This window comes from Nevskia soli (assembly GCF_903970205.1).
Taxonomy (GTDB): domain Bacteria; phylum Acidobacteriota; class Terriglobia; order Bryobacterales; family Bryobacteraceae; genus Bog-113.
Window position 1 is genome coordinate 1 of the sequence record NZ_CAJCHS010000380.1, and the last position, 23,878, is coordinate 23,878.

Annotated in this window: 21 protein-coding genes; 5 read left to right on the plus strand and 16 right to left on the minus strand. The window is 59.9% G+C overall.

Annotated elements, in window-relative coordinates:
• The 7 genes from H1Y01_RS16480 to H1Y01_RS16510 form a co-directional block, all read right to left on the minus strand.
• A partial coding sequence (locus H1Y01_RS16480) for a proton-conducting transporter transmembrane domain-containing protein (protein ID WP_301331921.1) occupies positions 1 to 862 on the minus strand: 862 nt, incomplete at its 3' end.
• 2 nt (positions 863 to 864) lie between these two features.
• Positions 865 to 1,176 (minus strand): NADH-quinone oxidoreductase subunit NuoK, encoded by a 312-nt coding sequence (gene nuoK / locus H1Y01_RS16485; RefSeq protein ID WP_180541602.1) that lies wholly within the window; start codon positions 1,174 to 1,176, stop codon positions 865 to 867.
• Positions 1,176 to 1,676, minus strand: a complete 501-nt coding sequence (locus H1Y01_RS16490) for an NADH-quinone oxidoreductase subunit J (protein ID WP_180541603.1) — start codon at positions 1,674 to 1,676, stop codon at positions 1,176 to 1,178. The genes nuoK and H1Y01_RS16490 overlap by 1 nt, the downstream gene beginning before the upstream one ends.
• A 2-nt stretch (positions 1,677 to 1,678) precedes the next feature.
• Entirely contained in the window at positions 1,679 to 2,872 is a 1,194-nt protein-coding gene (locus H1Y01_RS16495) for a complex I subunit 1/NuoH family protein (protein ID WP_180541604.1), read from the minus strand.
• Positions 2,872 to 4,980 (minus strand): NADH-quinone oxidoreductase subunit NuoG, encoded by a 2,109-nt coding sequence (gene nuoG / locus H1Y01_RS16500; RefSeq protein ID WP_180541605.1) that lies wholly within the window; start codon positions 4,978 to 4,980, stop codon positions 2,872 to 2,874. Before nuoG ends, H1Y01_RS16495 begins: the two co-directional genes overlap by 1 nt.
• A gap of 12 nt (positions 4,981 to 4,992) precedes the next feature.
• Complete coding sequence (gene nuoF / locus H1Y01_RS16505; protein ID WP_180541606.1) at positions 4,993 to 6,309, minus strand: NADH-quinone oxidoreductase subunit NuoF; 1,317 nt, start codon at positions 6,307 to 6,309, stop codon at positions 4,993 to 4,995.
• A gap of 8 nt (positions 6,310 to 6,317) precedes the next feature.
• Positions 6,318 to 6,800 (minus strand): NADH-quinone oxidoreductase subunit NuoE family protein, encoded by a 483-nt coding sequence (locus H1Y01_RS16510; RefSeq protein ID WP_180541607.1) that lies wholly within the window; start codon positions 6,798 to 6,800, stop codon positions 6,318 to 6,320.
• Between the two features lie 291 nt (positions 6,801 to 7,091).
• Between H1Y01_RS16510 and H1Y01_RS16515 the strand changes: the two genes are divergently transcribed.
• Positions 7,092 to 10,829 (plus strand): EAL domain-containing protein, encoded by a 3,738-nt coding sequence (locus H1Y01_RS16515; protein WP_219341625.1) that lies wholly within the window; start codon positions 7,092 to 7,094, stop codon positions 10,827 to 10,829.
• Positions 10,830 to 10,873: 44 nt separating this feature from the next.
• Here H1Y01_RS16515 and nuoD read toward each other — a convergent pair whose 3' ends face one another.
• The 3 genes from nuoD to H1Y01_RS16530 are packed head-to-tail and all read right to left on the minus strand — an operon-like array spanning position 10,874 to position 13,011.
• Positions 10,874 to 12,103, minus strand: a complete 1,230-nt coding sequence (gene nuoD, locus H1Y01_RS16520) for an NADH dehydrogenase (quinone) subunit D (protein WP_180541609.1) — start codon at positions 12,101 to 12,103, stop codon at positions 10,874 to 10,876.
• A 14-nt stretch (positions 12,104 to 12,117) separates the two neighbouring features.
• Positions 12,118 to 12,591, minus strand: coding sequence for an NADH-quinone oxidoreductase subunit C (locus tag H1Y01_RS16525; RefSeq protein ID WP_180541610.1), 474 nt, complete (start codon positions 12,589 to 12,591; stop codon positions 12,118 to 12,120).
• 24 nt (positions 12,592 to 12,615) lie between these two features.
• Positions 12,616 to 13,011 (minus strand): NADH-quinone oxidoreductase subunit A, encoded by a 396-nt coding sequence (locus tag H1Y01_RS16530; protein ID WP_180541611.1) that lies wholly within the window; start codon positions 13,009 to 13,011, stop codon positions 12,616 to 12,618.
• 31 nt (positions 13,012 to 13,042) lie between these two features.
• Between H1Y01_RS16530 and thiS the strand changes: the two genes are divergently transcribed.
• The gene (gene thiS, locus H1Y01_RS16535) at positions 13,043 to 13,273 is read left to right on the plus strand and encodes a sulfur carrier protein ThiS (RefSeq protein WP_219341626.1); all 231 of its coding nucleotides are present in this window, start codon (positions 13,043 to 13,045) and stop codon (positions 13,271 to 13,273) included.
• 162 nt (positions 13,274 to 13,435) lie between these two features.
• On the opposite strand, the gene H1Y01_RS16540 is transcribed toward thiS, so the two are convergent.
• The 3 genes from H1Y01_RS16540 to H1Y01_RS16550 form a co-directional block, all read right to left on the minus strand.
• A complete protein-coding gene (locus tag H1Y01_RS16540; protein ID WP_180541612.1) occupies positions 13,436 to 13,780 on the minus strand; it encodes an STAS domain-containing protein in 345 nt (114 codons plus the stop codon).
• Positions 13,770 to 14,222, minus strand: coding sequence for an ATP-binding protein (locus H1Y01_RS16545; RefSeq protein ID WP_180541613.1), 453 nt, complete (start codon positions 14,220 to 14,222; stop codon positions 13,770 to 13,772). The genes H1Y01_RS16540 and H1Y01_RS16545 overlap by 11 nt, the downstream gene beginning before the upstream one ends.
• Before the next feature lie 77 nt (positions 14,223 to 14,299).
• Positions 14,300 to 15,184, minus strand: coding sequence for a FecR family protein (locus H1Y01_RS16550; RefSeq protein WP_180541614.1), 885 nt, complete (start codon positions 15,182 to 15,184; stop codon positions 14,300 to 14,302).
• 133 nt (positions 15,185 to 15,317) lie between these two features.
• Here H1Y01_RS16550 and H1Y01_RS16555 point away from each other — a divergent pair, with 133 nt between their 5' ends.
• Positions 15,318 to 17,204, plus strand: coding sequence for a hypothetical protein (locus H1Y01_RS16555; protein ID WP_180541615.1), 1,887 nt, complete (start codon positions 15,318 to 15,320; stop codon positions 17,202 to 17,204).
• Between the two features lie 16 nt (positions 17,205 to 17,220).
• Here H1Y01_RS16555 and H1Y01_RS16560 read toward each other — a convergent pair whose 3' ends face one another.
• Genes H1Y01_RS16560 through H1Y01_RS16570 form a run of 3 tightly spaced genes read right to left on the minus strand, consistent with a single transcriptional unit; the run spans position 17,221 to position 21,765 of the window.
• Positions 17,221 to 18,087, minus strand: a complete 867-nt coding sequence (locus tag H1Y01_RS16560) for a 5'-3' exonuclease H3TH domain-containing protein (RefSeq protein ID WP_180541625.1) — start codon at positions 18,085 to 18,087, stop codon at positions 17,221 to 17,223.
• 10 nt (positions 18,088 to 18,097) lie between these two features.
• The gene (locus H1Y01_RS16565; RefSeq protein ID WP_180541616.1) at positions 18,098 to 19,633 is read right to left on the minus strand and encodes an acyl-CoA carboxylase subunit beta; all 1,536 of its coding nucleotides are present in this window, start codon (positions 19,631 to 19,633) and stop codon (positions 18,098 to 18,100) included.
• The gene (locus tag H1Y01_RS16570; RefSeq protein ID WP_180541617.1) at positions 19,633 to 21,765 is read right to left on the minus strand and encodes a hypothetical protein; all 2,133 of its coding nucleotides are present in this window, start codon (positions 21,763 to 21,765) and stop codon (positions 19,633 to 19,635) included. The genes H1Y01_RS16565 and H1Y01_RS16570 overlap by 1 nt, the downstream gene beginning before the upstream one ends.
• 46 nt (positions 21,766 to 21,811) lie before the next feature.
• On the opposite strand from H1Y01_RS16570, the gene H1Y01_RS16575 reads away from it, so the two are divergent.
• Complete coding sequence (locus H1Y01_RS16575) at positions 21,812 to 23,296, plus strand: gluconokinase (protein WP_180541618.1); 1,485 nt, start codon at positions 21,812 to 21,814, stop codon at positions 23,294 to 23,296.
• A gap of 5 nt (positions 23,297 to 23,301) precedes the next feature.
• On the plus strand, positions 23,302 to 23,847 hold the full coding sequence (locus H1Y01_RS16580; protein ID WP_219341628.1) for a KdsC family phosphatase: 546 nt from the start codon (positions 23,302 to 23,304) through the stop codon (positions 23,845 to 23,847).
• Positions 23,848 to 23,878: the final 31 nt, after the last annotated feature.

Consider the following 23,878-nt stretch of genomic DNA (forward strand, 5'->3'; position numbering starts at 1 on the left):
CCGCGGTGAGCACGCCCACAATCGCGACGATGTTCAGCGCCGTTCCGGAATGGACGAACAGAACCGAAGCACGCGCTACCAGATAGACGCCCGCCGTGACCATCGTCGCTGCGTGGATCAGCGCGGAAACGGGCGTCGGACCTTCCATCGCATCCGGCAGCCACACATACAACGGCAGCTGTGCCGATTTGCCGCACGCGCCGACCAGCAGCAGCAGCGCGATGGCGGTCAACACGCCTTGCTGCTTCCCGGCCGCGGCGTCGAACACCGTTCCGAAATCGAGCGTGCCGAACGTGACGACGATCAGGAACATCGCGAGGGAAAATCCGAAATCGCCGATGCGGTTGACGATGAACGCCTTGTTACCGGCGTCGGTCGCGCTCTTGCGGTCGAACCAGAATCCGATCAGCAGATAACTCGCAAGACCCACGCCTTCCCATCCGACAAAGAGCACCAGGAAGTTCGCCGCCAGCACCAGCACCAGCATGAAAAACATGAACAGATTCAGGTACGCGAAGTAGCGCGCGAAGCCCGGATCATCCGCCATGTATCCGGCCGAGTAAACGTGAATCAGCGAGCCGACGCCGGTGATCACAAGCAGCATGATGGCGGTCAGGCGGTCGACGGAGAAGTCGCAGCCGACGCGAAATTCGCCGCTCTGAATCCAGGTGAAGTAGCGTTCGATATGCGCGTGATCGAGCGGCTTCAGCCCGTTCAGCACGAGCATCACGCTGAGGAACGAAGCCAGCGGAGCGATGATTGCGATCGTCCCAACGACGGTCTTCGGCAGCTTGCGACCGAACAGCCCATTGATCAGAAAGCCGCAGAGCGGCAGGATCGGTATCAGCCAGAGAGGCGGCATGGTTAGTCGTTCATCTCGCTGATTTCATCAATGTCCAGAGTGTTGCGGTTTTTAAAGACAGTCAGAATGATAGCGAGTCCCACGGCGGCTTCCGCGGCGGCGACCACCATCACGAAGAAGGTGAAAATGTGTCCGTTCACTTGCCGCAGTTGATACGAGAACGCGATGAATGACAGGTTCACGGCGTTGAGCATGAGCTCGATCGACATGAAGACGGTGATGATGTTTTTGCGGAACAGGAAGCCCGCGATGCCGAGGCAGAAGAGGATCGCGCTTAGGATCAGGTACCAGGAAAGAGGGACACCGTGTGCCATCATTCCATCTCCTTCTGAGCCAGAACGACGGCGCCGATGATCGCGATCAGGATCAGGACGGAAGTGACTTCGAAGGGCAGCAGATAGTTTTCAAACAGCGCGCGTCCGATGGCTCGCGCGGAACCGCCCTGGAATGCGCCGAAGTGAACCGGCGTGGCGTCGCCGAAGTTCACGGCAAAGAAGTAAATCAGTATTCCGCCGAAGCCGATCAGGACCGGCGCTCCGAGCACTTTCACCATCAGCGAACGCCCCGCGCGTTGTTCCGCGCCCGCGTTCAGCAGCATGATGACGAAGATGAAGAGCACCATGATTGCGCCCGCGTACACGATGATCTGCGCCATGGCGATGAACTCCGCGCCGAGCAGCAGGTAGAGCACCGCAAGCGACCCCATCACGCCGACCAGCGATAACGCGCTCGAGATGGGATGCGTCTGCATCACCACGCTAATACCGCAGCCGACCGCTACTGTCGCGAACAAAAGGAAGAAGAAAATATCCATCGCTATTTCGCCGTTAATGCTACCAGTAACCCGGTGATCAACAGGTTGATGAGCGCGGCGGGGAACAGAAATTTCCAGGCGAATCCCATCAACTGGTCATAGCGGAAGCGCGGAAGCGTGGCGCGCACCCACATGAAGATGAAGAGCAGCGTCCCGACTTTGGCCGCAAACCAAAAGAACGGAATCAGGAACTGCTGCAGGAAAGGCAGCAGGAACAAGGCGGCAAGTATCCAGAAGATGAGCGCGACTACCGGGAAGGTGAAGCCATCGCGTTTGCGCCGCGGCGTCAGGCCGGCATAGAGCGCGACTGCGCCAACAATGAACAGCAGCACCGGTGGAACGAAGTTCGAACCGAGCGATGCCGGGAACAAAGGAGTCCAGCCGCCCAGGAACAGGATGGTCGTGATCGCCGTGATCGTGATCATGTTGGCGTATTCCGACATGAAAAACGCCGCGAACTGAAGACTGCTGTACTCGGTATGGAAACCGGCGACGAGTTCGTTCTCGGCCTCGGGTAAATCGAACGGGACGCGATTGGTTTCCGCGAAACCCGCAATCACGAATATCAGGAAGCTGAAGATCTGCGGGAACGGCCCGTTGAACACCGACCAGCGCGGCAGAAATCCAAAATTGAAACCGGCTTGCGATTGGACGATCTCACGCAGGCTCAGCGTCCCGGCGAGCAATAGAGGCGCGGTGATCGCGAGACTCAACGGAAGCTCATAGCTCACCATCTGCGCCGAGCTGCGCAGGCCGCCAAGCAGGCTGTACTTGTTGTTGGACGACCATCCGGCCAACGCCACGCCGTAAACGCCCATCGAGCTGATTGCCAGCACGAAGAGAATGCCGACGTTCAAATCGGTCAACTGCATCCACGTGTGGTAGCCGCCGACCGAAACTTCAGAGCCGAAGGGGATCACCGAGATCGAGGTCAGCGCCATCGTGATCGCCAGGACGGGAGCCAACAGGTAGAACGGCCGGTTCACATACGAAGGCAGCAAGCCTTCTTTGGTGACAAGTTTGACGACATCGGCCAGCGGCTGCATCAGCCCGTGCGGGCCCACGCGCGACGGCCCGATGCGCACCTGCACATGCGCGATCACCTTGCGCTCCACCCACTGCAGGTAGGCCAGGGTGGTCATCAGACCCGCGAACACCACCGCGATCTTTAACAGACTGACTAAGAAGAATTCCATTACCGGTGAACGGCTTCGATAGGCTCGACTTCGCCTTCGGTTTTCTCAAGAACCGAATTCAGTATCTTAGAATATCGTCCAAGCGTTCCGGAAGCGAACAGATCGTTATGTACGGATCGGATCATTTCCGGCCGGCCCGTCGACGAGATTCGTCCGTTCACAGGGGCTGTCTGCGCGGCGCCGCCGGTCGCGATGACGGGAAGGGACACATCGTAGCCCCGCACGGTGCGGCGGATCTGGTCGAAGACGCGATCGGCGATCCACGGACCGACGGTCGCGGCCAGTCCCATCTCCTTGGCGATCAGGCCGATGATCTCGAGGTCGGGCTTGGTTCCCATCACGTCGAGACCCTTCTTCAAGCGCTGGACTTCGCCGCAGACGTTGGTAAAAGAGCCGCTCTTTTCGTAAGCCGAAGCGGCGGGGAGGACGACGTCGGCGCGCTCAGCGGTCTCGGTCAGGAACATATCTTGCACGACGAGGAACGGGCTGGATGCGCTCAGATCGGCGCGCGATAGCGGGTTCGCGCCGATGACCCAGAGGACATCCAAATCCGGCGCGTTGATCATTTCGTCGAGGGACAATCCGCGTTGCGGCGAGGCGTGGTAGCCCGGCAGCAGGTCGGGCGTGAGACCCATGTCGACGGCGCCGCGGGAGTTCGCGTAATCGACCAGCGCGACATACTTGACCGGCTTTCCGAGCGCTGTTCCAAACTCCAGTAAGCGGCGCACGCCTTCGCCTTTGATCGAGTCATCGAACAGGATGACCAGTTCCGCCTCGTTCGCAAGCGCGTCGCGCATCTGGTCGAGTGCGCCCCAGATCGGATCGCCCGCTGCCCGCATTGAACGCGCCGCGTATTTGTCTTCGCGCACCGGCTCCGGAGTGACGACGTAAACTTTGGCGGCATGATGCCGGAAATTCGCGCGTACCTGAAACGCGAGGAACGGCTGCTCCAGCGAGAGATCGGCGCCGATGATCAGGACGGCTTTGGACGTGTAGAGATCGGCGGTGGTGGCGAGCGAAGCGTTCGCACGTCCACTGAGTGCGTCGAGCAACGTGACGACATCACCCGAGCGATGGTGATCGATATTGTTCGTCCCCAAGCCTTCGCGCGCAAACTTCTGAAGGTAGAAATTCTCTTCGTTGGTGGTGCGCGTGGAGCCAATCACGCCGAACTTGCCGCCAGCGTTCTTGGTTTCAGTGAACTTCCGCGCAACAGCCTCAAGCGCGGTCGACCACGCCACCGGTTGCAGCGTTCCGTTGACCCGCATCAGCGGCGATTGCAGACGCTCGGGATGGTTGTAGAAATCGAACCCATAGCGGCCCTTGATACACAGAAACTCGCCATTGATACCGGACCGGTCGCGATTGTTGCCGCGCAGGATCTCGCCATTGCGCACGCCCAGTGTCGTCTTGCATCCGTTCGAGCAATGCGTGCAGATGGTGCCGACGTGGTCCATCTCCCACGGCCGCGATTGATAGCGATAGGTCCCGCTGGTCAGCGCGCCGACCGGGCAGATATCGATGCACATGCCGCATTCATCGCAGTTGAGGTGATCGCCCTCATTGGGCGCGATCTCCGAAACGGAACCGCGGTTCACAATTCCGAGGGCGCCCACGCCCATGCCTTCGTTGCACACGCGGACGCAGCGGAAGCACAGGATGCAGCGTGGGCCGTCGTAGAACACCACCGGCGACCACTGCTTCTCATCCACGTGCCACTTGTTCTCGATGAACCGGCTTCCGCCCGCGCCATAGCGAAACACCATGTCCTGCAATTCGCACTCGCCGCCTTTATCGCAAACCGGGCAATCGAGCGGATGGTTGGTCAGCAGGAATTCGAGCGTCATCTTGCGCGCGCGCCGCACCTGCTCGGTATCGGTGCGCACGATCATGCCTTCCGCGACGGGCGTGGTGCAGGCGGTCGGCATCTTCGGCGTCTTCTCGACTTCGACCAGACACATGCGGCAGGCGGCCTGCAGCGAGTAGCCGTCGTAATAACAGAACGCCGGGATCTCGATGCCCGCCGCTTTGGCCGCGTTGATCAGCAGGGTGCCGGGCGCGGCTTCGATCTGCCGGCCGTCGATGGTGAGCTTTACTGGGTCAGGCATTGATTTGTGGAGTTAAACAGACGCCAATTGCAGCAGCGGGTCCGGTTGGGCGGCGGGAACCTGTTTTTGGATATACGCCTCGAACTCATGCCGGAACTTCTCGACGAAAGCAATGGTCGGCATCGCGGCGGCATCGCCCAGCGGACAAAACGTCCGGCCCAGCATGTTCTTCGAAAGCTCGCCGACCAGATCCACATCGCTCGCGACGCCGTGGCCTTCGTAAATGCGCAGCAGAATCTTGCGCAGCCACGTGGTGCCTTCGCGGCAGGGGATGCACCATCCGCAGCTCTCATGCGCGTAGAAACGCATGATGCGCAGCGCGACGGCGACGATATCCGTCGTCTCATCCATCACGACCACGCCGCCCGAGCCCAACATGCTTTTCGCCGCCGCGAGCGAATCGAAATCCATGTTGATATTGCACTCTTCCGCCTTCAAAACCGGGCAGGACGAACCGCCGGGGATCACGGCCTTCAGCTTCTTGCCGCCGCGGATGCCGCCGCCAACCTCTTCAATCATCCGCATCAACGGAAAGCCCATCGGCAGCTCGTAGACGCCGGGGCGATTCACGTGACCTGACAAGCAGAACATCCGGGTGCCGCCGTTCTTCGGAGATCCCAGCTTGGCCCACTCCTCGCCACCCATGCGAAAGATCGATGGCACCGCGGCGTAGGTCTCGACGTTATTCAAAATCGTCGGCGATTGATAGGCGCCCGCCACCGCGGGGAAAGGAGGCCGAATCCGCGGGATGCCGCGTTTGCCTTCGAACGATTCGAGCAGCGCCGACTCTTCGCCGCACTCATAAGCGCCCGCCCCGGTGTGCGTCGCGAGATGAAACTTCCAGCCGGTGCCGCGCACGTTGTCGCCGAGATAGCCGCGATCGTAAGCCTCCGCGATCGCCTTGTTCATGATGTCGATCAGGTAGCGATATTCGCCGCGAATGTAGATGTAGCCTTGATTCGAAGTCGCCGCGAGACCCGCGATCATGATGCCTTCGATCAGCTGGTGCGGATCGAATTCCACCAGAAGGCGGTCTTTGCAAGTGCCCGGCTCGCTCTCATCCGCATTGACGATGATGTATTTCGGCTTGGGTGAATTGCGGGCCAGAAAGCTCCACTTCATGCCGGTTGGGAAACCGGCGCCGCCGCGGCCGCGCAATCCGGAAGCCTTCACCACGTTGACGATTTCATCGGGCGTCATCTTGGCGGCGCGCTCGTAAGCCTGGTAGCCTTCATTCGCCAGATACACGTCAATCGACTGCGAATTGGGGATTCCGAACCGCTTCGATAGAACACGCACTTCGGCCGGATTGGGTTCGTTGTAGGGCATGCTGTCCTCTACCGCGCGGCCCCGAGCTGCGTCAGCATCTCGTCCAGTTTTTGCGGCGTTACCTGGTGATAGAAGTCGTAATTGACCTGAATCGCGGGCGCCCACGAGCAAGCGCCCATGCACTCCACTTCCTCGAGCGAGATCTTGCCGTCCGCCGAAACTTCTTTGTGCCCGATGCCGAGGCGCCTGGTCGCCTGCTCCCACAACTCCGTGCCGCCGTTCAGCATGCAACTGATGTTGGTGCAGATCTGGACGTGCGATTTACCGAGCGGCATGCGGTGCAGCATCGAGTAATAAGTGACCACTTCGTCGACGGCGAGCGGCGTGATTCCGGTGCGCCGCGCGACCTCTTCCACCAGCTCGCGCGTGACCGACCCGATCTCATCCTGCGCGTACATCAGCATGGGGATCACCGCGGAACGTCTCCGGTCCGGCGGATATTGACTGAACATCCTTTCGATCTTTGCTTCCAGTTCAGGCGAAAAGGTCATAGAACAGATCACTACAAGAATTAACACAACAAGGATTAACACACGGCGGTGCAACGAGTCGAAACCAGCGGTTGAAGTCACCGCTCGCTCACGCGCGCGGCTCGGAACGGTTAATTGGTTACCGAGCCGCGTTTGTTCGGTTACGGAGCCGCGCCCGTTCGGTTACAGAGCCGCGTTTGTTCGGTTACCGAGCCGCGCCCGTCAGGAAGCGGTTCACCACGGACTGCTGGAACCGGAGTACCCCTTCGTAAAGTCTTCGCCCCATTCGGCCGATTACCCGGCGGTAGGTCATTGAATTTGAGACTCTCCACGATAGCTTCGCGCTGGTTTCCATCGCTCGGCCTGGCCGCCGCGCTGCTCACGTGCGGCTGCAAGGGTTTGGAGACGCGCTCGGCGTCCGATATCGCCGGCCTGAAGGCGGCTGCTTCAGGGGCGGACAAGGAAGGCACGTTTCACGTTCGCGGCGTCGTGACGTTTGTCGAACCGGTTTCAAACTTCTTTGTCGTGCAGGATTCGACTGGAGGGCTTCGTGTCACCTCGCCGCGTTCGCGAGCGGCGTTGGCGGTCGGAGACCTGGTCGAAGTCTCGGGCTTTTACGAGGATATCGGCGGAGAGACGCTCTTCGAGGCCTCCCAAGCGACAACCGTCCAGCAGCGGGCGATTCAGCCGCAGGCCATCGCGGTCCGATTCGATACTGATCGCGATGAGCATCGCGACACTTACCGCGATCTTTATCGTGATGATGTGCCCGTTGACCGTCGCGCGTCACTCGTCGGACATGTCGATTCGGCTGCCCTTGACCGTCGCGGGCTTGCTTCGTTCGCGGTAACCACCGGCCGCAAGAGAGTGACCGTCAAGGCCATCCTCATCGGACCCTACGACCTGGATCACTATGTGGACGCCCAAATTCAGGCGACGGGGGTGCTCACGCGTCATCCGGGCGGTGAAGGCGATGCGTTGGAACTGCTGGTTCCCGATTCGCATGATGTTGTGATCCGCGAAGCTGCCGTGCCGCCGAACCAAATCCGAGTTTCCGCCATCAAAGACCTGACCGCTGCGGCGCCTGGCAGCTCATCCAGTCGCCGCGTACGGGTCAAAGGCCGGGTCCTGCTGACGGGAGGATCTGAGTGGACGGTCGCCGACAAGACAGGACGGATTCGCGTACAATTCGCCGAAAACTGGGCGCCGGGTTCGGGCGATACGGTTGACCTTGCCGGTTTCCGGTCGAACGAGGGGCCTGAGCCGGCGCTCATAGCCGCCACTCCGGTTGCGGGCGCCCCCGACGAAACTGCCTGCCCAGGCGGAATCGATTGCCGGCGAGTCTTCCGAACGGTGAAATCCGTTCACGACCTCACGCCGGAGGCCGCATGGAAGCAAGCGCCTGTGGAACTGGACGCGGTGGTCACCTACTCCGACCCCGGATCGAACCGGTTGTTCGTTCAAGACGCGACGGACGGGATTTTTGTTCAGCTTGAGGCGGGCGAAGCATGGCGGCATCGAGCGGGAGATCGCGTTCGCGTAACCGGTGTGACCGCCCCCGGAAGTTTCGCTCCGATGATCCGGCATGCCCGTTTCCAGGTGGTTGGCAGATCACCGATGCCGAAACCGAACACCGATCTGGAATCCATCTTCGCGGGGCGCCACGTTTCCCGCTGGGTCAAGGTGAGCGGCGTGATCCAGGACGCAACGGCCACGAAATCGGAAGTGATCGCCACGATTGGCTGGGCCAGCACCACCTTCGAAGCACATATTCTTGCGCCCTTGGAAAGTGTGCGCAAGCTGATCAATGAACGAGTAACGATCCAGGCCGTGTGCGGCACGCACTACAACACGCACCGCCAAATGATTGGCGTTACTTTCTACGTGCCCGATTTGCGATTCGTTGCACCGCAGCAGACCGGTCAAAAGCAAATGGGCGCGACGCCGCTTCGCACAGCGACCAATTTGTTGGAGTTCTCGCCCGACCTTGATTTGTCGCACCGCGTGCGAATCCAGGGCACCGTAACCCTCGCAGCGCGGACGGGTCCGACATGGATTGCGGACGCGAAAGGCAATGGAATCAGAATTGAAAGCCACCAGCCGGCGGAAATCCGTGAGGGCGATTTCGTAGAAGCGGAGGGATTTCCGGCGGCTGCGGGCTACAGTGCCTTGCTGCGGGCCGCGGTTGTGAAACGGCTGCAGAGAGGATCGCCGATTCAGGCCGTTCGAACCATGGTTGACGAAGCGGCTCGTGGCAGTGCCGATTCGCAGTTGATTCAGGTTCGCGGCCGGCTGGTCGACGAAACCGTCCGTGAAGGCCTGCGGACTTTGACGCTGCAATCCGGCCGCACGACGTTCCTGGCACAACTGCCGGCCGAACGTACGTTCCCCGCGCTTCATCCCGCCAGCCTCTTGCTGGTTACCGGGATCTGCTCGACTGTCGTCGGTAACAGGGAGGGCGTCCTGGTGCCCACGGGCTTCCGCCTCGACCTTCGTTCAGGCGCCGATGTTTCGATCGTCAAGGACGCGCCTTGGTTGACGTTCACGCGCCTTTTGGAAATCTTCTCGGTAACGGGGCTTCTGGCCATCCTGTCCCTTTTCTGGGCGGCACTGCTGCGCCGGCACGTCCGCGCTCGGACGGCCGAGCTGCGGGAGAAAAGCCTTCAACTGCAGAGCGCCTATGAACAGTCGAATTTCCAGGCCACGCATGACGCGCTTACGGGACTGCCGAACCGTTTCTCCTTCAAGGCAACGCTCGAATTGGGGATCGAGAACGCCCGCCGTGACGGCGGCATGGTCGTTCTCATGTATATCGATCTGAACGAATTCAAGCAGGTGAACGACAGCCTGGGTCACCTGGTTGGCGACGAACTGCTGAAGAGCGCCGCTCAGCGTTTGGCACCCCTGGTGAATGGGCAGAGCACGCTGGCGCGCGTCGGAGGAGACGAATTCGCCCTTTTGATTCCCTCCGTCGATTCCCTTGAAGATATGCCTGATCTCGCGTTCCGCATGAATCGGGCGCTCGAAGACTGTTTTGCGGTTTCAGGCCATGAAGTCTACATCGGGGCGAGCATCGGTATCAGCGTGTTTCCCGATTCGGCAAACGACGCGACGGAACTGCAGAAAACCGCCGACATTGCCATGTACTCCGTCAAGAGCAGTAACCAAAAAAACGGGTTCGCCTGGTTCAGTGCCGAGATGCGCGACACCCAATCCGACCGCTTGCAGATGGAAGCCGATCTTCGAGCCGCGCTGGCCCGGGACGAGATGATTGTTTACTTCCAGCCTACGGTTGGTATGGACGGCGAGTTGGCCGGCTTTGAAGCTCTCGTTCGATGGGAGCACCCGCGCCTCGGCCTGCTCCCTCCCGGCCGCTTCATCCCGCTCGCGGAAGAAACGGGACTCATCAGCCCGATAGGCGACTGGGTGCTGCGCGAATCCTGCCGGTGCGCCGCTCAATGGCAAACAGAGTTGCGACGGGACCTGAAGATCGCTGTCAACGTCTCGGCAGTCCAGTTGAATCGGAGTAACTTCGCGGACATCGTCGAGGACGTTCTTGCCGAAACCGGTCTTCCGCCGGAGCTGCTCGAACTCGAACTGACCGAATCCATTTTGGTCACCGACATTGCCGGAGCCGCGGCCAAGATGCGCCGTTTAGGAAACTCGGGAGTACGCTTTGCTCTGGATGACTTCGGGCAGGGCCACTGGTCTTTCATCGGGCTGCGGCAGTTGCCTCTGGATACCCTGAAGATCGATCGCTCCCTAATCGCGGATTCGGAGGGGAGCGAAAGCACGCGCTATGTGATCGAATCGATCATCAAGATGGCACACCATCTCCAGCTTAGTGTGACGGCGGAGGGCGTCGAATCCGAAGCGCAGTCCCGAATTCTTCGAAAGCTTGGGTGCGATTTGGGACAGGGGTACCTATTCGGTCGACCAACTCCGGCCGAGAACGCTGTCGAGATGATCAAACGGCTCAGCGGGCGCGAATCCACGCCGCGCCAACGGCACTCGCGCCGGAATGCGAAGTCGGCAACCGGATCGCGTTGACCCGAAGGTTAGAAAACGGAACTTTTTAGAGCAGCCTTGGCAGGCTACCGGTCGGAATCGCCCAGGACGAAGTCCATGCTTCCGATAGACGCGATCACGTCAGCCAGCAGCGTTCCCTCGACCATCTTCGGCGTGGCCTGTAGATTGCCGAAACTCGGGCCGCGCACGAAGACGCGATACGGGTACGCGGTTCCATCACTGACCACGTAATATCCAAGCTCGCCGCGCGGCGATTCGACGACCTGGTAAACCGCCCCCTCGGGGACCCGGAAGCCCTCGGTCACGATCTTGAAGTGATAGATCAGCGCTTCCATTTCGGTTTTCATCTTGTCGCGGTCGGGAAGCACCACGTGGGGCGCATCGGCCGTCCAACGCCCGGAAGGCATGCCGTCGATGGCCTGCTTCACGATGCGCGCGCTCTGCCGCATCTCTTCCACCCGCACCCGATAGCGCGCATAAACATCGCTTTCCTGGCGGGTCGGAATTTCGAAGTCAAAGTGCTCGTAGGAGGAATGCGGATTCTCTTTGCGCGCGTCGTATTTCAAGCCGCCGGCGCGCAGCATCGGCCCGGTGACGCCCCATTCGAGCATGTCGGGAACGCTCATCACGCCCACGCCCTTCGTGCGGCCGATCCAGATCCGATTCTCCGTGAGCAAGTCTTCGTACTCGTCGACCTTCGAAGGGAACGCGTCGATGAAGGTCGTGATCCGCTTGTGCCAGCCGCGAGGCGGTTCGAGCGCCAGTCCGCCGATCCGGATGTAGCTGGTCATCATGCGCTGTCCGGAGAACATCTCGAAGATGCGCAGTATGTCTTCGCGCTCGCGCATGCAGTAGAGGAACATGCTCATCGCGCCGATATCGAGGGCGTGCGTCCCGAGCCACACGAGATGGCTGTTCAGGCGGGTCAACTCCACCAGCATCACGCGCATCCATTGCGCCATCGGCGGGATCTCGATCTCGAGCAGGCGCTCCACGGCCAGCGCATAGCAGAAGTTATTGGATAAGTTCGACAGATAGTCGATGCGATCCGTCAGCGTCACGGCCTGCTGGTACTTCTTCGACTCGAACTCCTTCTCGATGCCCGTGTGCAGATAACCGATATCCGGCTCCGCTTTCACCACGGTTTCGCCATCGAGTTCCAGCTTCAAACGCAGCACGCCGTGGGTCGACGGATGCTGCGGCCCCATGTTGAGGACCATGCGCCGCGGATGATACTCTTTCGCCTCCGCCGCGATTACCTCCTCATGTTCGAACTCGGTTAACAGATCCGGCATGATGTCTCCTGTTCCTAAACGCGCGACCCGGTTTTCGGATAATCCTTGCGCAGGGGGTGGCCTTCCCAGTCGTCGGGCAACATGATCCGGCGCAGATCCGGATGGTTGCGGAACCGCACTCCGAACAGATCGAAGATCTCGCGCTCATACCAGTTCGCTGCCGCCCACACCGCCGTCGCTGAATCGATTTCCGCGGCGGTTCCGCCAACCCGCGCAGTCAATCGCAGCCTGGTATTGCGCGCCAGCGAATGCAGCAAGTAGACGACTTCGAAGCGCGGCTCCACCGGATACCAATCGACCGCGGTTATCGCGGAAAGCCTTTCATAGCGGCCCTGCGACTTGCAATAGCGAAGAGCGGGAATGATCTGATCGGGCGCAATCTCCAGCGCGAGTTCGCCGCGCGTATGTTGCCCATCGACGATCGCGCCGGGCGTCGCGGCATCGAGCCCGGCGGCGTCCTCAAAGGTCTGAAGTGATTCGGGAAGCATCGGGATATGTTTACGAGGGTCCGCTCAGCGCAGGGTCGGGTCTTCGCGCGTCGTTGCCCAATCAAGAACGCCTTTATTCCAGATATAGATATAGCCGCACAGCACGAATGCGATAAACAGCAGCATCTCAAAAAAGCCGAATAGCTTCAGTTCCTTGTACACCACCGCCCACGGATACAGAAAGATCGCTTCCATGTCGAACAGGATGAATAGCATGGCAACCAGATAGAATTTCACGCTGAACCGTTGGCGCGCGTCACCGGTCGGCTTTATGCCGGATTCGTACGGCGAATCCTTGACCTTGTCCTTCACCCGCTTGCCGATGAGCAACGACATCGCGACGAACGCGACGCCCATCCCGACAGCAATGATCATCTGGACGAGCACCGGGAAGTAAACCTGGGCGAGAGTTGTCGGCATAGATCGCTAACCTCGACTATATAATGGGCGCATGAGCGAACAGTCGATCGAGGCCGCCGCCATTTCCGCGATGGTCAACGGCGAACGGCGAACCATCGAGCCCGGCACGACGTTAGCCTCTCTGGTGAAGCAACTCGGCCTCGATCCTTCACGCCTCGCGATCGAGTTCAACCGCCGCATCGTGAAGTCCGCTGCCTGGCCGCAAACCGAAATCGACGATGGGGCGCAAATAGAGATCGTTCAATTCGTCGGCGGGGGCTAGGAACGACGGGGCTGAATCGGAAAGCTGCGCTCGTTGAAGAGCGCAGCTCGTCGAAATCTCAAAATACCGCTCGCTTACGCGCGCGGCTCGGTAGATCAATCAGCTCGGTAGACCAGAGCTACAGAGCCCCGACCGTCAGGGAGCGGGTTTCACCACGTGCTGTTACGAGAAGCTGCGGATCGCTCCGGCTTCGTCATCGTGAACTTCGAACACCGTGTACAGCTTGGTGATCTGCAGCAGGTCCTTCACGCGCTTGGTCAATCCCAGCAGCTTCAGTTGACCTCCCTGATTCGAGACGGAAGTGAATCCCGCCACAAGCTCGCCGATTCCCGAGCTATCGATATACGAAACATCGCCGAGATTCAAAAGAATCTTCTTGTGACCCTTCGCCACGATATCGCGAAGAGCGTCACGGAGCGCGCTCGATCCCTCTCCCAGTGTGATCCGCCCGGACACGTCGATCACGGTGACGTCGCCAACCTGGCGGTTTGTAATTTTAACGCTCATTGTCTTCGTTCCTCCCTCGTTGCTTGATCAAAGTTACTTCTGTTCCGTGCGGCTTGATCTTCCTCATCGTGAAGTCGTCCATGAAAGCGCGGATCAGAAAGATGCCGCGCCCGGAATGCCGCAAAATGTTCTCTTCCGCCAGCGGATCCGGCAGGTCGCTCAGGTCGAATCCTTCGCCCTCATCCGCGATGGTGACCTTCACGGTGTCGGAAGATGTTTCCACCGTGACGTGAACCTTCTTTTTCAGGTTGTACCGGTTGCCGTGAACCACCGCATTCACCAGGCACTCGCGCGCGGCCATGCTGATGTGGTGCTGTTCGTCTTCGTCGAAACCAGCCTTTTCCGCCGCGTCCAGGATCAGTGCTTCGGCTTCGTCGACACTTTCGAGTGTGGAATCGAATGCGCGCTCGACCTTCACTGCTCCCTCACGGTCAGTACCCATAGGCGTTGTGGCCGCACATCACGCAAACGGTACCACACACGCCGGCGCGAACTGGAAAGACCATCGTGCAGAGCAGGTTAATGCGGCGGAGGCGCGGGGGCCGAACAGTTGGGATTGTTGCTCGGGCAGTGGTCGCCGACGCCGGTACCGCCTCCGCCTCCTCCGGTAGATCCGCCGCCGGGTATGCCTTTCAGACCGGCGTTCGAGTTATTCAAGGCAGCCTGATAGGCAGCATCCATGCTGGCGCGCAACGCCCGCTGCATCACCGCGCCATGGTCGACTACCTTAGCGGTGAGCGGCTGGTTGCGGAAGACGCGCACCCACTCACCCTGGTTCAGCAGACGCCCGTCGCCGGGCTTCAATAGGTGCCGTACTTCGACTTGCCCTTCGTCCACATAGACGAGCGTAGTGTCATCCTGATCCTCGACCGCGACATCGAAGACGGTGCCGCGAACGGAAATCACCGCGGTCGCCGTGCGTACTTTATTCGGATTCGGCAAGCCGCCTAGCTTCTCGATCTGTACCTTGACCTTGCCGATCAGAATGTCGAGTAAGTCGCGCCAGTCGCCCTGGTTATTGCGGAAGATCAATCGCGCGTTTTGGAAGACTTCGAAGTGACTTCCATCGGCCACCTGGAACTCGGCGTAGCCATCCGCCCCGGTAACAACTACCTGCTGGGGCTGGATGACATCCCCAACTCGGAGCGCCCAGGGCACGTCATCCCGGATTACCGACACCTGACCGTTCATCGTTACCAATCGGGCTGAAGCGCCGAGTGAAGGGTCCGGCGCGATGTAAGTTCGCGGTGAACTGGAATTTTGAGTTTGTGCTGCGACGGGCGTAGCAGCCGGCGTTTGCGACGGCTCCGGATGTGGCCGGGTTGCCTGCGCGTACGCAAGCGTACAACTAAGCACCGCCACCGCAGCCAGACGGCAGCGGCCGCGTGAGACGTTTCGACTCACTAGAAGACAACAGTCTAGCACTCCACATGCAACCGAACTCTGAGGTCCTGACAATTTCTGTCTTGCAACTCGCATTTAATCAACATCTTCGGTTTCAAGACCCGATAGGCTGGGGTAGAATTGAGACACGCTCATGAGTCAGGCAGCCACAGCGTGGCCACTGGCGGCGCTGGCAATCCTGAGCACGGCGTCGGCTTGGGCCCAGTCTTCTGCCCCGTCTTCCGCCCCCGCAAATCCTGGTTGGCGCCGCCTGGGTCAACCTTCGATCGACCTCCACTTAGCAGGACCTGCGACCGGTCCCGTTGCGCGTGTGTGGTACTCAGCGGACGGCGGGACGCTCTACGCCCGTACACTTTCCGGCCAGACCTTTCAAACTGCCGACTTCGAAAACTGGGCGCCTGTTGCCGCCGCGGCTCCCGACGAAAATCCAGCGGCTTCGGCGGAACATACGCCGGAATTGCAAGCTCGCGTAGCGACCGCTGCCGGAGATTCGCGCCGCATCTGGTCTCTTGGGCAGAATCTTTCCCTTTCGGAAGATGGCGGCCACACTTGGACGAATATTTCAGGGATCGCCGGCGAGTCGGTGATCGGAAAAGGGCAGCGGGCGGTAGCGGTCAACCCCTCTGATTCGCAGGCCATCGCGGTCGCAAACGACGACGGCGTTTGGCAGACGCACGATGGCGGCCAGTCCTGGGCAGGGTTGAACGATTTGCTTCCGAATCTTCCGGTTCGCAGCATTGTGTCCACGAAGCGCGGGTCGATCCAAGTTGCACTTACGGATGGGCGCGTGTTGCAACTCTCCGGAACCCGCTCGCCGTGGGTGGTTTCCTCGACGGCCGGTCTTGCAGTTTCCGAAGCAGCGGATCAGCAGCAGTTTTCGCGCGCGCTGGGAGCCGAGATCACGACGGTCGCACGCTCCGGCGATTATCTTTATGCGGGTTCGTCCGATGGAAACGTATGGGTTTCGCGCGATCGCGGCGCAACGTGGAGTTCTGTCGCTCAGGCGGTAGGACGTGGGCCGGTGGAACGTTTCTATGTCGACCCTGAAGCCCCGCGTGCTGCCATCGCCGTGCTGGCCGGACCGGGAGCGCATATTGCGCGCACCGTAAATGCGGGAGCTGTTTGGGATGACATCTCGGGCAATCTGGCTGATGTCGCCGTGAATGCCGCCGCCGCTGATCGCACGACGGGGACTGCCTACGTCGCAACGGACAAAGGCATCTTCACTGCGCGAGTCGATCTGAACACTTTCGCGCCATCCTCCGCGTGGACAGCTATTAGCGGGTCGCTTCCCAATGCACCCGCTTTGGACGTGACGCTCGACGCTGCTTCGGGACAGATCTTCGCGGCTGTGCAGGGCTACGGGCTCTACGCAGCTCCGGTTCACGCCGGTGGTTTACGCTTAGCGAACGCGGCCGATTTCTCCGACCGCGCCGCTGCCCCGGGGTCCGTAATCACCGTAACGGGCGCGCACGTCGTGTCGGCAGGCGACGGCAGTCTCCAATACCCGCTTTTGGCGTCCGGCGAATCCGAAGCCCAGTTGCAGGTGCCCTTCGAAACGAATCCCGCTTCGGTCGGTCTCGGCATCCAGACCTCGACGAACACGGCCACGCTTCCGTTGACCATCCGCGCCGTTTCGCCCGCGATTTTCGTGGACCGCCAAGGCAGTCCGTTCCTCGTTGATGGGGAATCCGGATTGGCGCTCGATCCTTCGACTCCCGCACACCCCGGCACGCGCATCGAGATGATGGCCACCGGGCTGGGCCGCGTTCAGCCGGACTGGCCGACGGGCGTTCCAGCCCCCGCCGATAATCCGCCCGCGGTGATCACGCCGGTTCGCGCGTTTTTCGGCAGCACGCCGGTTACCGTGACTAAGGCAACCCTGGCTCCGGGCTACGTCGGTTACTATCTGGTGGAAATCGAGTTACCCAGCGTGCTTGACGCCGGTCCGGCCGACCTTTACTTGCGCGCCGGCGGCGATGATTCGAATCATGTCCGCATTCTGGTAAGCGATCAGTAAGTCGTACGCGCGGCTATTACCGCTTTGAAGTGCGCTTAGCGCCGGTTACTGCTGCGTCCAGGCGCGCTCCGAGTGCCGGGAATGCTTCGGTTGGACCATTCCATTCCAAGTCGTCCACGCTGTCGAACAACGGGATATCCGTTCGTAAGGTAGCGAGAGTACGGAAGAGACGAGCGCGCTCGTACTCTCTCGCGAGAGTATGAGATAGAGAACTTGCGTTCGAAGCGTCGACGGCCCACTGCGACCAATCTGCTGGGATCGCTTCGAGATGCCGGTACTTAGCAAGAACCGCGGCAGTCGATTTCTCACCCCAACCCGGCAGACCCGGATACCCATCCGCTGCATCGCCGACTAAGGCAAGATAGTCTGGAATCGACTCAGGCGGTACTCCGAACTTTTGGATCACTCCGGCTTCATCGCGGATCACTCGCGTGCGGCGATTCAGTTGCACGATGCGAGTGCCGCGCACGCATTGGGCTAAGTCCTTATCGGGAGTGCAGATGATGACGCGCTCGACCCGCGCATCTCTCGCGGCCGCGACGGCGCCGGCAGCCAGGGCGTCGTCCGCCTCGAATTCGACCATCGGCCAGACCAAAATGCCCGCTGCGGAAAGTACTTCTTCGAGCAGCGGAAACTGGGCAAGTAGATCGCGCGGGACTCCGGCGCTCGTCTTATAACCCGGCCAGAGTTGGTTGCGGAACGATTCAATCACGTGATCGGTCGCGACGGCCAGATGTGTCGCACCGCCTTTGAGCATGCCCAGCACCGATCCGAGTACGCCGCGAACCGCGCCTACTTCCATGCCGCTACTGTCCTTCGCGGACGGAAGCGCGTGGTAGTGCCGGAACAGTTCGTAAGTGCCGTCGATAAGATAGACTTCCAGTTTGCGATCCTTATAGCGGGATGTTCCCGTGCTTCTTGCGCGGATTGGTGTCGACCTTGTTCTGGAGCATGCGCAGCGATGAAATGACGCGCGCGCGTGTCTCGTGGGGCTCGATCACGTCGTCCACAAACCCGCGTTCCGCGGCTATGAACGGGTTCGCAAAGCGGCGGCGAAATTCCTCTGTCTTCTCGGCCACCAATTCATCTGCAGCGCCGGTTAATTCGCGGCGGTACACGATCTTTGCCGCGCCTTCAGGCCCCATGACCGCGATCTCTGCCGTAGGCCAAGCGAGGTTTACATCCGTTCGAATATGCTTCGATCCCATGACGCAGTAAGCGCCGCCATAAGCTTTGCGGGTTATCACTGTTATCTTCGGGACCGTCGCTTCAGCATAGGCGTAGAGTAGCTTGGCGCCATGCCGGATGATTCCTCCGAACTCCTGCGCGGTCCCCGGTAGAAAGCCCGGAACGTCCTCGAAGGTAAGTATCGGAATGTTGAAGGCGTCACAGAATCGGACGAAGCGTGCGCCTTTAATCGATGAGTTGATATCCAGACAACCTGCCAGGTAAGCCGGCTGGTTCGCAACGATTCCGATCGGCCGTCCCTCCATGCGCGCGAAACCGATTACGATGTTGCGGGCAAAGTGCTCGTGGACTTCAAAGAAGTAACCGTCATCGATAACCCGGACTATCACGTCTTTGATGTCATAAGGGAGGTTCGATTCACTGGGAACTACCGTATCTAACTCGCGATCCGCACGGTCGGCGGGGTCACTCGTCTCTTTAAGCGGCGGGTCTTCGCGATTGTTCTGCGGAAGGAACGTCATAAGTTCGCGAATCATCCGGATACAGTCGCCATCGTTCGGCGCAATAAAGTGTCCGACCCCGCTGACGGAGTTATGAGTCATGGAGCCGCCGAGCTCTTCTTTCGATACGGTCTCGTGAGTCACTGTGCGGATAACATCCGGGCCGGTGACGAACATATAGCTGGTGTTCTCCACCATGAACACGAAATCGGTGATTGCGGGGGAATAGACCGCGCCGCCCGCGCACGGGCCCATAATTGCCGATATCTGAGGCACTACGCCGCTGGCGAGAGTATTCCGCAGGAAGATATCGGCGTACCCGCCGAGCGAGACGACACCTTCCTGAATCCGCGCGCCGCCCGAGTCATTGAGTCCGATGATGGGCGCCCCGTTCTTCAGCGCAAGATCCATCACCTTGCATATCTTCTGTGCGTTCGCTTCCGAAAGCGAGCCGCCGAAGACGGTGAAATCCTGAGCGAAGACGAACTGCAGCCTGCCGTGGATATCGCCGTAGCCGGTTACGAAACCGTCACCGGGGATCACCTGCTCATCCATGCCGAAATCGCGGTTGCGGTGCTGGACCAACTTATCCAGCTCCACGAAAGTACCTTCGTCAAGGAGCAGTTCCACACGCTCGCGCGCCGAGAGCTTGCCTTCCCTATGCTGCTTCGCGCGGCGCTCTTCACCACCGCCCTGTTCCGCGGCGGCATGGCGGCGGTGCAGTTCTTCGAGTAAGTTCATTAGTTGCCCGTCCCCGCGTGAGCGACCGTAGGCACGTCCTTAGTGTCGAATATTTTCAAACCGTTCCAAGCCGCGTGGAAACCCAGGGCGACGCCACTGCCCGATCCGCCGCAGAGCGCCACGCACAGCGCCATGGGCCATCCCGGTTCGAATGCAGCATGCAGTTGTTTGGCCGCGTTAGCCATTTCGTGAGCCAGGTGCTTCCGTTTCTGCATAAAATCGACGTCTTTCGCCGGATCGCCCGCGCAGGCATCCGCCGCTTCGAGAGCATTACGAAGAGCCGGACCGACGGCGGCAAACGCGCCGGACCACATGGTGATGTCGTACCAATCGCTGTAACTCGGCCCCTGCGGCTTTGGTTCCTGTGAAGCTAATTGGTTCCATTCGGGATCGCTCCGCAGTAACTGCTGTCGTTGGTTGTCTACGGTATCCGTGCTGTCCAGCAGAGCCGCCATTACTCTCCTCCCTAAGTTCACGTAGGAATTAGTATCCCTGGGTGTCCTCTCCTGAACATCGGCTAAGAAGAGCTTGAGCACTCCGTCGTCGCTATAGTCGGCGCTCGCGTCGAATCGTGCATGCGACACTGCGCTCCGGGGCGCTTCGGATATCAGGCTCTCGGGTACTAGCCCCAGGAAGACTCCCGTAAGTAGATTCTTGCGAGCGTCGTGCGCGCTCATCTTCTGTTGATACACGAAGAAGTCCTGTTGCGCGGCGAACGCGGCGTCAAGCTTCGCGCCGGAATGCAGCGCTTTCCATGTTGCGGTTGCAAGAAAACCCTGATGCAGGGCGAGGCGGAGCCGCTTGGCATCCGCTACATAGGGCGTGGAAGCCACAGCAATCCAGTCCGCTTTCGCCTTATCGGTGATGGTGACGCTCCCATCATCCGAAATCAAAATGCTCGAAGAGCGGATGAACTCTTCCGCCGACTCGTAGTTATAAATGCCCAGCGCATTGACTTTGAATGTCGTGCCGGTAGTTACGGTCTCGGTAATTATGTTGCGAACCGACTTCGCGTTGGCGCACGCGGCAATTGCGGTCCAATCGCCGCGAAGCGCAAGATCGATCGCCCGCGCTGTCTCGTCCTGATTCGTACTAACATCGACGGCGTAAAGAATCGCAGCCTCATCCGCGGTCGCGGCTGAGCACGCGACGTTTACCCCGATAGCCAGAGAATTCGCGATGCTATCTTTAAGTGCCTTCTTGATTCCCTCGGCTTCAGCGGGTGGCAGCGAAGCCGGCTTTACATCCACATTCGGCGCCAGGGCTCCGAAAAGCGCGGCGATCAGATCGGTTTTCCCCACATCGGCCGTAAGTCCCGCTCCAGCATTGAAACTGACCGACAATGTCGTTGCCCGCTTCTTATACAGTCCGATTTGAACCGTCGTCGCGCCGGTGCGGTGCACGCGAAACCGAAATTCACCAGCTAGCGCGATAGCGCCCGAGACTGTCATCTTCAATGCAGGCGATAACTGCACGTTCTGATTGAACGGAAGCTTCTCGTCGGCCAAACTCAGCTGATTGCAGGCAAATGGGACTGAGAAGGATCCGCTGAACTTCATCGAGCCGGCGAGATCGCAAACATGAACCGTGTCGAGTGGTGCGTCCATCACATCCGCGCTCGATCGCAGGATTTCGAATTCCGACAGCGTCTGCGCCAACGCGTCGTGCAAGCTGACCTCCGGACTCGACTTAGGAAAGCGGGCATAAGTTGCGAGCACGGGCTTGGCACTTACTTCGACGGAAACTCCGAATCCCGTCGCCGTCGACAGACTGCCCGCGACATTCATGTCGGTGGCGAGCTGAAAGTACATCCAGTGCTCGCCGGCGGCGATGTTCACGGGATCGCAAGCGTCTCCCGAAAACAGGCACTTGTCGGCATCGCGGAGCAAGTGAAGCTCGCAGCTCTCGCCTCCCTTGACAACGAGAGACCGGTGCTCTCCCAGGTCAATCTTCGGCTCGGTGAGTTTCGGTTCAAACGTCGCTTCTTTGAACTGTGTCGCCGACAGCGGCTCGTTCAGGCGGTTCACGAAACCAGCGACGCCCGTCTTGAGAGCGGAAAGCTTCAGCGCGCCATCTTTCACGTTTAGCGTGGCGCTCGCGGTCGGATCGGCGATCGATATACCAGACATCATTCATCCCTTCCAGTGCACAGACATTATGACGGAGTAACCTGATGGTTTGTCTACCCCATCTCCGCTGGTTGCAACTCTCGATGTCGGCACCTCATCCGTGCGCTCGCTGCTCTTCGGAGCCGATGGGCGGGAGGTCGACGGCTTCGGCGATCAGGTAACCTATCAGGTCCGCACCACGCCGGACGGCGGTTTTGAAATGGACCCCGACGCTCTGGTCGCTTTCACGGCACAGGCGCTCGACAAACTCTGCGGACAATTGCGCGACGCTCACCTGAAACCGGCTGCGGTTGGAATCGATACCTTCTGGCATAGCGTCACCGGCATTGATGGCGAAGGTAAGCCGGTTACTCCGATTCTGCATCTCTTCGATACACGCAGCGCGCATGCCGCCGAGGAACTGAAAGGGAAAATCGATAACGCCGCACAGCATCGGCGCACCGGGTGCGTACTGCATCCGAGTTACTATCCGGCGAAGCTTCTCTGGTTATCGGAGACGCAGCCGGATGTCTTTGCGAAGGTCAAACTCTGGGCGTCTTTCGGCGAGTATCTTTTTCTGCGACTGTTCGGCGAGGCGGTTACTTCGACCTCGATGGTATCCGGAACCGGTCTATGGAACCAGAATAAGAACGAGTATGACGCGGAGATCATGGCCGCGCTCCCGGTTCGGCTGGATCAGTTTGCGGCGCCGAAAGACATGGACCAGCCGCGTGATAAGCTTTGTCCCGAATGGGCGCAACGCTGGCCGGAACTGGATGGCATTCCGTGGTTTCCCGCGCTTGGGGACGGGGCCTGCAACAACGTCGGGAGCGGATGCACCGCGGCCGGACGGTTCGCGATCATGGTGGGGACGAGCGGAGCCATGCGCGCGGTGAGCGATGCACCGTCGGTCGAGATTCCGCCGGGTTTATGGTGTTATCACGTGGACCGGCGGCGGTTCGTTCTCGGGGGAGCGCTTTCGAACGGCGGTTCGGTTTATGCGTGGCTTAGTAATACGCTGCAGCTGCCGGCAAAGGAGGATCTCGAACGGCAACTTGAGACCATGCAACCCGGCGCCCATGGCTTGACCGTGCTGCCGCTGTTTGCCGGTGAACGATCGACTGGATGGCGTGCCGATGCGCGCGCCGCCTTTGTGGGAGTAAGTGCGCATACAAGTCCGGTGGAGATCGCGAGGGCGGCGATGGAGGCCGTTGCGCTGACGTTCCAGGACATTGATGCCTTGATGGTTAGTAGCTTGGGAGTACCGAAGGAGACGCTGGCGTCGGGCGGCGCGCTGCTGCACTCGCCGGCCTGGACGCAGATGATGGCCGACGCGATCGGCCGTCCAGTGACGCTTTGTACCGAGAAGGAAGCTACGAGCCGCGGCGCAGCCCTGCTTGCGCTGGAGCGAATCAAGGCGATCGCGGATGCGGGAGCAATTCCGGCGGCGACGGGCAAGACTTTCATGCCGGAGCCCGCCAGGACCGCCATCTATAAACGGCTGCAAGCGCGGCAGCATGCGCTCTATCACGTACTCATCGAGGACAAATGGTAAGTCACATGGTTTCCCAGAATGAGCAGGTCGAACGCGCGAAAAAGATCAAGTTACTGCTGATGGATGTTGACGGCGTACTTACGGACGGACGCCTCTACTTCTTTCCCGGGCCGGATGGAAAGGTTGTCGAGAGTAAGACTTTCGATTCGCAGGATGGAATCGCTCTGCGCTGGCTCGGCTGGTACGGAATTAAGACGGGAGTGATTAGTGGGCGCGACTCGCCGGCCACCGTAGAGCGGGCGCGGCAGGTGGAGATGACTTACGTGTTCCAGGGTCATATCGAGAAGATCCCGATACTGGAGCAGATTGTCGCCGACGCGAAGATTCATACGGATGAGATCGCTTATGCCGGCGACGATCTGACTGACGTCGTGGTGATGAACCGGGTCGGTTTCGCGATTGCAACCGCGAACGCCAGGGCTGAGGTGAAGGCTAAGGCTCACTTAGTAACTACAGCCGCGGGTGGAAAAGGAGCGATCCGGGAAGCTATTGAAGTGATCATGAAAGCACAGGGGATTTGGCCGGAGCTACTGAAGAAATATGAAATCTAGGGCTTTTGTTTTTGCTTTGGCATTGTCGTGT

Coding starts and splice junctions, on each gene's coding strand:
- H1Y01_RS16580 (WP_219341628.1), top strand. CDS start 23,302: ATGGTTTCCCAGAATGAGCAGGTCGAACGCGCGAAAAAGATCAAGTTA.
- H1Y01_RS16570 (WP_180541617.1), bottom strand. CDS start 21,765: ATGATGTCTGGTATATCGATCGCCGATCCGACCGCGAGCGCCACGCTA.
- nuoF (WP_180541606.1), bottom strand. CDS start 6,309: ATGCCCTACAACGAACCCAATCCGGCCGAAGTGCGTGTTCTATCGAAG.
- H1Y01_RS16530 (WP_180541611.1), bottom strand. CDS start 13,011: ATGCCGACAACTCTCGCCCAGGTTTACTTCCCGGTGCTCGTCCAGATG.
- nuoK (WP_180541602.1), bottom strand. CDS start 1,176: ATGGCACACGGTGTCCCTCTTTCCTGGTACCTGATCCTAAGCGCGATC.
- H1Y01_RS16540 (WP_180541612.1), bottom strand. CDS start 13,780: ATGAGCGTTAAAATTACAAACCGCCAGGTTGGCGACGTCACCGTGATC.
- H1Y01_RS16510 (WP_180541607.1), bottom strand. CDS start 6,800: ATGACCTTTTCGCCTGAACTGGAAGCAAAGATCGAAAGGATGTTCAGT.
- H1Y01_RS16490 (WP_180541603.1), bottom strand. CDS start 1,676: ATGGATATTTTCTTCTTCCTTTTGTTCGCGACAGTAGCGGTCGGCTGC.
- H1Y01_RS16565 (WP_180541616.1), bottom strand. CDS start 19,633: ATGAACTTACTCGAAGAACTGCACCGCCGCCATGCCGCCGCGGAACAG.
- H1Y01_RS16495 (WP_180541604.1), bottom strand. CDS start 2,872: ATGGAATTCTTCTTAGTCAGTCTGTTAAAGATCGCGGTGGTGTTCGCG.
- thiS (WP_219341626.1), top strand. CDS start 13,043: ATGAGCGAACAGTCGATCGAGGCCGCCGCCATTTCCGCGATGGTCAAC.
- H1Y01_RS16555 (WP_180541615.1), top strand. CDS start 15,318: ATGAGTCAGGCAGCCACAGCGTGGCCACTGGCGGCGCTGGCAATCCTG.
- H1Y01_RS16525 (WP_180541610.1), bottom strand. CDS start 12,591: ATGCTTCCCGAATCACTTCAGACCTTTGAGGACGCCGCCGGGCTCGAT.
- nuoD (WP_180541609.1), bottom strand. CDS start 12,103: ATGCCGGATCTGTTAACCGAGTTCGAACATGAGGAGGTAATCGCGGCG.
- H1Y01_RS16545 (WP_180541613.1), bottom strand. CDS start 14,222: ATGGGTACTGACCGTGAGGGAGCAGTGAAGGTCGAGCGCGCATTCGAT.
- nuoG (WP_180541605.1), bottom strand. CDS start 4,980: ATGCCTGACCCAGTAAAGCTCACCATCGACGGCCGGCAGATCGAAGCC.